The following is a 7,530-nucleotide window of genomic DNA, read 5'->3' on the forward strand; positions in this document are numbered from 1 at the left end:
TCATGTCCAATCCGATAGTTAAATTCTTCTTTTAAATTATGATAAATTTGTGATCAACTATTAATTTTATTAACCATACTATCAACTTTTTCAGNCATATCCTTAAATTNTGTACTTGATATTGATTGTTNTTCAAGAATATAAATTCCTTNAACAAATTCTTCTTTATCAAATTCAAATCCTATTAAAATTTGNGTAGCATCATCTTGCCCCTTAATGCTGTCAGCATAATCAGCGCCAATTTTAATTTTAGTAAATCAATATTTATTCATGTCTTTTCAATAGAATTCTTTTGGATTAAAAAATTTAGCACCAGTTATTNAATCTTTTCGGTAACTATATCGTTCAGCATTAAACTGTCTTTCTCCTCCCCGAAATAATGAATCATATACTTCTGGTTTATTTTCATTTAATCAATTTCCTAAATCAAATACTCTTTGACTAAGATTTTTATTATTTACTTTAGTAGTACCTCTGATAACTGTTACACCAATATTGTTCATAAAAGTTGGATCATTAAAATATGATATATCATTGTTGTCTAATTCTTTTTGGACTTCATCTGTTAATGGAAAAATCGATTGAACAAATGTTTCATAAATAATATGATCAGCATTATGATTATTAAAACCAAAAATAATAGCCTGTTCTTTTTGCAATTCCATTGTTACATTATCATCTGAATAACATAATTGTGGAACTACTTCTCTTGTATTTGTAATATTTTTCCCACGTGAGATTTGAATTATCATATTGAATAATCGATACATATATTCGTTGTTCTTTTGCAATTTGTTCTACTGTTTTTTTCATTTTCTTTTGGGCTTCGATTATCTTTTGCTTTAAATGAACCAGAATTATTGAATTCATGAATTCATTTTCAAACTGTTGATTTACCGACCTGATAGTCACTGGACAATTGTTTTGCTGTTTTACCTGTTTTATAAAGACTAACAATTTGTTGTTTAAATTCATCGGTATAATGATTCTTTGCCATAATTACACCTCCATTTATTAATTTAATTATAATCCTTACTCCACATTATTGTTGTCCAATTTATCTTAACCCATCCAACTTTTTTTAAATTTAAAATGTGGAATATCTAATACTCATTGGACGGTATATCGATGTATTTTTTTAATTTCTTTTAATTGTTTTATTTTTTCTCATAGTTTTTTCATATTTTTTCTAGCTTTCTATTTTGTATTAACTAAGATTTTTATGTTACTTCCCCATATATTAATTGTTTTTCAAATCATTCATTAGCACAACTTTTACAATGAAATCATACTCTTAATGTTTGTCTAGATAATGTAATGAATGTATAACTAAAAGCTTTTGTATATGGAATCTCTTTGCCACATTCACAAATTACACGTTCAATTTTTTTGGCCATTTTGAACCTCTTTTAAGTTTTCTAAAACCCGTTTTTAAAGTATGTTTCTTTTTTTCTTTTTTTAATTGTAATCTATAGTTTCTTGTTTTCATTTTGGATCTCTTTTAATTCTTCATAGACCATTTTTAATGTTTCATGTGCCATTTTGTTAGGTCATTTTTTGAAATCATCACCACAGATTTGTTTTACTTGTTCTATTTGTTTAACAATACTATTAATTTTTTCCATACCGTATTTCTCCTTTAAACATAAAAAAACCGCTTTTATGCGGTATTCTGCTAAATTCTTAAATGTGTATGGTACCTTACATTTTATTATTTTTCTTTTATTTTTAGTTGTTTTGTTGCGATATTTAGCCTATAAAGTCTTATTATTTAAGGATAATAAATATTTTTGGACAATTGGTAATGCAACATCAAATTGTTCTGCTAATACTTTAATGGTAATTTTTTCATTATACATTACTTGGCCCTGATAAATAATCGCAACCGCTAACGCTTCAATTTCATTGTTAACAATAAATTGCGGGTATAAATCATAATAATATGTTTCTAATAAATATAAACAAGTATGATATAAACTAGGATTATCGTTATAAACTCATTGGTCTAATAATTGTAGCACTAACTTAACTTGCTCTTCTTCTTGATACGGGGTCATTTCCTGCGGATTTAATTTAAAAAACCCATTTGTTTTTTGAACCTGAAAAACTTCGTTGATTTCTTGTTCTTTTAATAAATATAATAAATAAATTTTAGCAAAATTAGAAACCTTTTTATTAACAAGGTATTTACGAATTACTGGTAAAATTTTACGCAAATTTTGATCCTTCAAATAATGAAAGGCTAATAATTGAGTTTCTTCATCCGTTGGATTTGTTAAAATTTCACTAATTTTTGCAAGGGTTCAAACGGAATTAGGATTTGGTTGTTGTTCAAGCATTTTAGCATTAACTTCTTTTAATAATGTTTCTAACTTCTTTTCGATATTTTGAGGAATATAGGGTATTGTTAACTCGGTTTTAAGCTTTGTTAGTGCGTCATTATAATTACTATTATCAATTAATTCTTCAATTTCATTAATTAATTCATCGTAATAATTTAATGATGTTGACATTTAATAACTCCTCCTCATATTGTTAATTATTTTGTAATATCATTATAACAATTTTAGAAAAAATAAAACCTTATTTAAATTATTAAATAAGGTATTTTTTATTGCAAATTAAATGGCGCCCACGGAGAGATTCGAACTCACGACCCTACGCTTAGAAGGCGCATGCTCTATCCTACTGAGCTACGTGGGCATACCATAGAAATCATAACATACATTAAAGATTATTTTCAATAAAATAAGTTTGCTTTTTAAAAATAAATTTCATCAAAAATATCAAAATCATAGAATGGTTCTTTTTACTTTGAACTTATGTTTACAATACCAAATTGTTTTTCTAAATGAATAATAACACGATAAATTGCAATAAAAATTGCCCCATTAATTGTAAATTTCAATAAATTAAATGGAATTATCACCGGAACTAAAATACTTTTAAATCATTGAATTACTTCTGGCGTATAATTTAAAAAGCGCGCATACATATCATAAATAAACAATCAATTAAACAAAGTCATTAAAAATGAAACAGCTATAATTGCTAAAATAACGTTGCTTGTTGTGATTAAATATTCTGTCTTTTTTGAAGTTTTGTTTTTAATTAAACGATTAATTCCTTTTCGAAGAAAAACATCGCCTAATCAAAACACAATTAAAAAAATTAAATCAGCTAACATTAAAGCAAAAACATCAATTGGCCCGTCACCTAAATAAGCCATTTGTAATCAACTAACACTAATTGTTAAAAGACTGGCATAAATAATTCCAACTAACCGTACAGCTAATAACATCAAAAAATCAGTTAATTCTATTTTTAAAAACGGCGCAACAGGAAAAACTGCTAAGTTTAATATTTTACTTAGTCATGATAACAGAACATATAGGGCAATAATAATTGCCATTGCTGCCACTTTTTTTGTATCTAAACAGAATAATCTTTTTGCTTTGGTTTGCATTTTATCACCTTTTATAATTATAAATTATTTTTAAAAATATACCAAATTTTAAAATAAAAATGGTGTAAAACTAATTTTACACCATTTAATTTAATAATTTTATTATGCTTGTATTTATAAAATTAAATAACCATAATTTTAAATTTAAATTTTGTTTGTGTTTTAGTTCATCCTAAAAAAGTTGGATTAAAAGCAGTAGCCTTCGCTCTAAGTTTAGCATTAATTGTATTATTAATAAATTTAAAATCTAAAAATAATTCACCATATGCAGTAGCATATGTTTTTTTATCATTAGTATATCAAGTGCCACCTATATTTTTATTATTTAATTCTGTTCCATTTGTTAATGGAATCCCACATAATGGTGCACCATTAGTATCATTGACAATTAAATTTACTCATGCCTTACTTGTTTGTGTTTTAAAACTACTTCCTTCCGCTCATCCTTCCGAACGCTCACCTAATCCAGTTAATATAAAGGTTGTATATTTTTTTGCTTTAGGTATTTTTTTGTTCATATTAATGTATTTTCATCCGAATAAGAATGGTAAAAACCAGCAACTTTAGTTATTGGTGTCTTTAATTCAAACTCCTCTTGAATAATGTCATTTGGAGTTTCGTTAGTTTTGTTTATTAAGAAATTTCAATCCTTATTTAAAGCGTCATTTGACGCTATAATAGTTCCTCCTAAAATAGTGTAACTAGCAAAATTAATAATGCCTAAAATTACTACCAGTTTTTTCATTTCCTTCTTTCCTTTCATTAATTTTACTAATAAATTATTCTATGTTATTTTAAACCTATCAATTAAACTAATAATTTTAATTTCTTGACAAACTAATTTAATTAACCTTGTAATTCTTTTACTTTCTGCTCTAATTCTTTTTTATCTTTTAGCAACTTATCATTTGCTGTTTTAAGACCATCATTTTCTTCTTCAAGTTTAACTACACCATCTTTTAAATCGTTTATGGCAGTAACTAAATGATTAAATTCTTCACAACTTTTCTTAATTAAACGTTTATTTTCTGCGTCTAATTTTGCAATTTTATCATCTTTTTGTTTAAGTAATTCATCATTGTCTTGCTTAATTTTTTCTAATTCCGCTTTAAGTTTACCGTTTTCTGCAGCTTCAGCAGCAATTTGTTTTTGTAATCCTGCTTTTTCTTCAGCAATTCCACCTAGTTTATTCTCAAGATCTTTTTTATCATTTTCTAAAGCAGTTTTATTATTTTCAAGATCAGTAATTTTTTGTTCTAATAAACCTACTTTACCTTCTAAATCAGTTTTCTCCTTCTCACTATGATCTAATTTATTTGCTAAATCATCAACATTTGATTCTAAAGCTTTAATTTTATCTTCTTGTTCCTTAATTAATTTTTCATTACCATCTTTTGCTTTTTCTAAGTCTGCTTTAAGCTTATCATTCTCTGCAGTTTTTTCAGCAAATTTATTTGCTAAGTCTGTTTTTTCTTGCGTAGTTGAATCCAACTTATTTTTAAGCTCTGTTTTTTCTTGTTCTAGTTTATTTTTTTCTTGTTCCAAAGCCGCTAATTTTTTATTTAACGCTTCTAATTCTTGATTTGCTGCAGATGATTTTATGTCATTTGCTTTAAGTGCCGGAATAAAATTATCTAATTCAGTTTTCACTAATTTAACACTGTGACTAGTTGATTTTTGTCTTATTAATTGATTTTGTCATATCCCGGTGCGGTTTGGTTCAGCAAATCACATACTAATTGAATAGTTTTCTTTATAAGGTATTCCATCTTCTAACTTATTTCGTTTAATAATAGTTTTCATACTGTCCATACCATTAATATAAATCTGTTTAACCATTTTATTTTTTTCATCTTTAATATTAATTACTTTATAAGTTATGTGGTTTCGACTTAATCGTTTTCCATTATAATAGACATGAAAAGGAACATCATTTCCCAAAAAGATAATTTTTTTGTTTAAAATATCAATTCCAATTTCTCCTTTATATTCTGTATCCCCAGCTAAGCCTTTTTGACCTAATCCTCATAATTTAATTTGTTTAAGATATATTCCTTTAGTATTTGGATTATTAGTAGTAGTATTAGTATTATTTTGTAAAATATTATTTTGTTGTAAATGATTATAATTAATAGAATCATTCGTAGTTTCATTTGGTGTCATTCCAACTAATGTTGTCATTGAACTAGTACTAATCTTTAGTATAGTTAATAAACTTAGTAGTTTTTTCATTTTCATTTCACCTTTCTTTTCTTAGCTTAAGCTAAGATGATGATATGATATAATGAAAAAAAAGAAAATCATTTTCTTTTTAAAATTATTTATAATATTTTAATAAAAATAGTTATTTATTTAATAATTCAAGTAATTATTAAAACAATTTTTCATAATTATTGGTCAATTAAAAGCCCTGCATTTCAAAGATGATTAGATGCTTGCCCATTATTAGCGCCATATGCCCCATAGAAAATTGAATCCATTCTTGTTATTCCAAAAGAAAATGCTAAACAGAATGAACCATTAGAAACATCAAAAATAATTTTGCCTTTCGTATAACCACTAGTTCCAACCCTTGTTGAAGTATCATCAATTAAATTATAAATATTAAATAAGTTAAGGTCAACTAATCCCTGTGCTATTTCACTTTTCTTAAAATTAGCTAATAATTTTTTCAAGATTTTATTTTTACTACTAATGTTATCTTTTAAATCCGATAAGGCATCTTTGACATGAAAAACACTAGAATTGCTAATTACATTGTTCCAAGTGCTTTCACCTTTTCGTTTCCGAATATCAATATTATAATAATTATGAAAAGCAACAATAATTTTTCCAAAATTAGTTAATTTTGTTGTTAATCCTTGACTACTAATTAAAATATTACTTTCATAAATTTGATTATTAATCATTAATGCTCCTGATAATGGTAAACCATAAACACTAATATAATTTAAATTGACATTTAATTTTGCTAACATCATATTTTTTTTATCGACATTGAAAACTGGTAAACTTTCTTTGTAAGCTTTAACAAAATTTTCAGTTGTTAATCCCGGTGGATTAACCCCTTCTCCCGCTCATAATGCTGGCTGATAATTTCCTAAATCAAGATTTTTTGGAATTTGTCCAGAATTTTCAGCTGTAATTGTTGAGGATACTACTTTCATTAATCGTTTATAACCAGTATCATCAAAAGCAATTCCTTCTTTTAATTGTAAGGAAATTGTTTTATCATCTCTAATGTTCTGACGTAATTTAGTCACAAAAATATCATCTAACGATTTAACATCCCCAACATAATTTACTTGAAAATTATCATAAATTGATTTAAATTCATTAGTTTTATCAACAACAACATTCACATAATTTTTAAAATAATTAACTAAAACTTTTGTAACTTCTTCAATGGTACCATTAACAAGTTTACTAATTTTTTGAATATCATTTGAAATTAAAAACGAAATTGTGAACGGCATTTTTTGATCTAGTTTTTTAAAATTTAAATTTAACATAAAACTATATTGTAATTGTACTGCTTTTAAGTTACTAATATCTGTCCCCGTTATTTCAGCAATTTTATTTAAATTAATATAGTTTAACATAAACTTATCTTTATCTTCTTCAAAAGTCAGCGGCATTGTATTAACATAGTAATTAGAATAATCATCTTTAATTTGGCGATTAATATTATCAAAAACTGATTTTAAGCCATGCTTAATCATATTTAACCCCATACTATGTTCAGATGATGAAGCAGGGATTTCAACACTTGGTTTAGTTTCAGAAACTAAACCATAAAAAGAATTTAATTGGGGATAAGCATTTGAATCCTTCAAGTTACCATTATTCTCATAATCATTAATACCTTTACTTACTGTGCTGGCAATTTTAGTTAAAATTGCCATATTGTTTTGCATACTACCGTTTGCATCATTACTATTGTCATTTGGTTTTACCGTACAACTAACAATATTAACCGTTCCAATAGTAGTTAATGTTAAACTTCCTAAAATAGTTAATAATTTTTTTATTTATTTTTTCCTCCGAAAAATAATATATATTTC

9 protein-coding genes, 1 tRNA gene and 1 pseudogene are annotated in these 7,530 nt (G+C 25.7%); all 11 read right to left on the bottom strand.

What is annotated here, in order from left to right; translation table 4 throughout:
* Nucleotides 1-745: 745 nt before the first annotated feature.
* A complete protein-coding gene (locus tag TS70_RS05360) occupies nucleotides 746-997 on the bottom strand; it encodes a helix-turn-helix domain-containing protein (protein ID WP_127092685.1) in 252 nt (83 codons plus the stop codon).
* A 223-nt stretch (nucleotides 998-1,220) separates the two neighbouring features.
* A complete protein-coding gene (locus tag TS70_RS05365) occupies nucleotides 1,221-1,397 on the bottom strand; it encodes a hypothetical protein (RefSeq protein WP_198049638.1) in 177 nt (58 codons plus the stop codon).
* A gap of 72 nt (nucleotides 1,398-1,469) precedes the next feature.
* Nucleotides 1,470-1,625 carry a hypothetical protein gene (locus tag TS70_RS05370; RefSeq protein WP_157944224.1) on the bottom strand — a complete coding sequence of 52 codons (156 nt, stop codon included), beginning with the start codon at nucleotides 1,623-1,625 and terminating at the stop codon, nucleotides 1,470-1,472.
* 129 nt (nucleotides 1,626-1,754) lie between these two features.
* A complete protein-coding gene (locus TS70_RS05375) occupies nucleotides 1,755-2,513 on the bottom strand; it encodes a DUF3196 family protein (RefSeq protein WP_198049639.1) in 759 nt (252 codons plus the stop codon).
* A 113-nt stretch (nucleotides 2,514-2,626) separates the two neighbouring features.
* Nucleotides 2,627-2,703 (bottom strand) — tRNA-Arg (locus tag TS70_RS05380).
* 106 nt (nucleotides 2,704-2,809) lie between these two features.
* The gene (locus TS70_RS05385; RefSeq protein ID WP_127092687.1) at nucleotides 2,810-3,466 is read right to left on the bottom strand and encodes an ECF transporter S component; all 657 of its coding nucleotides are present in this window, start codon (nucleotides 3,464-3,466) and stop codon (nucleotides 2,810-2,812) included.
* A gap of 122 nt (nucleotides 3,467-3,588) precedes the next feature.
* Nucleotides 3,589-3,984 carry a hypothetical protein gene (locus tag TS70_RS05390; protein WP_198049640.1) on the bottom strand — a complete coding sequence of 132 codons (396 nt, stop codon included), beginning with the start codon at nucleotides 3,982-3,984 and terminating at the stop codon, nucleotides 3,589-3,591.
* A complete protein-coding gene (locus TS70_RS05395) occupies nucleotides 3,936-4,229 on the bottom strand; it encodes a hypothetical protein (RefSeq protein WP_198049641.1) in 294 nt (97 codons plus the stop codon). Before TS70_RS05395 ends, TS70_RS05390 begins: the two co-directional genes overlap by 49 nt.
* 83 nt (nucleotides 4,230-4,312) lie before the next feature.
* Nucleotides 4,313-5,698, bottom strand: coding sequence for a hypothetical protein (locus tag TS70_RS05400; RefSeq protein WP_105628901.1), 1,386 nt, complete (start codon nucleotides 5,696-5,698; stop codon nucleotides 4,313-4,315).
* 158 nt (nucleotides 5,699-5,856) lie between these two features.
* A complete protein-coding gene (locus TS70_RS05405) occupies nucleotides 5,857-7,383 on the bottom strand; it encodes a hypothetical protein (protein ID WP_232332507.1) in 1,527 nt (508 codons plus the stop codon).
* A 48-nt stretch (nucleotides 7,384-7,431) separates the two neighbouring features.
* A pseudogene (locus TS70_RS08860) lies at nucleotides 7,432-7,497 on the bottom strand (lipoprotein); the annotation flags it as partial.
* Nucleotides 7,498-7,530 lie beyond the last annotated feature (33 nt).

Origin of the sequence: Spiroplasma sp. hyd1 (assembly GCF_016082235.1) — a bacterium.
Taxonomy (GTDB): domain Bacteria; phylum Bacillota_I; class Bacilli_A; order Mycoplasmatales; family Mycoplasmataceae; genus Spiroplasma; species Spiroplasma poulsonii.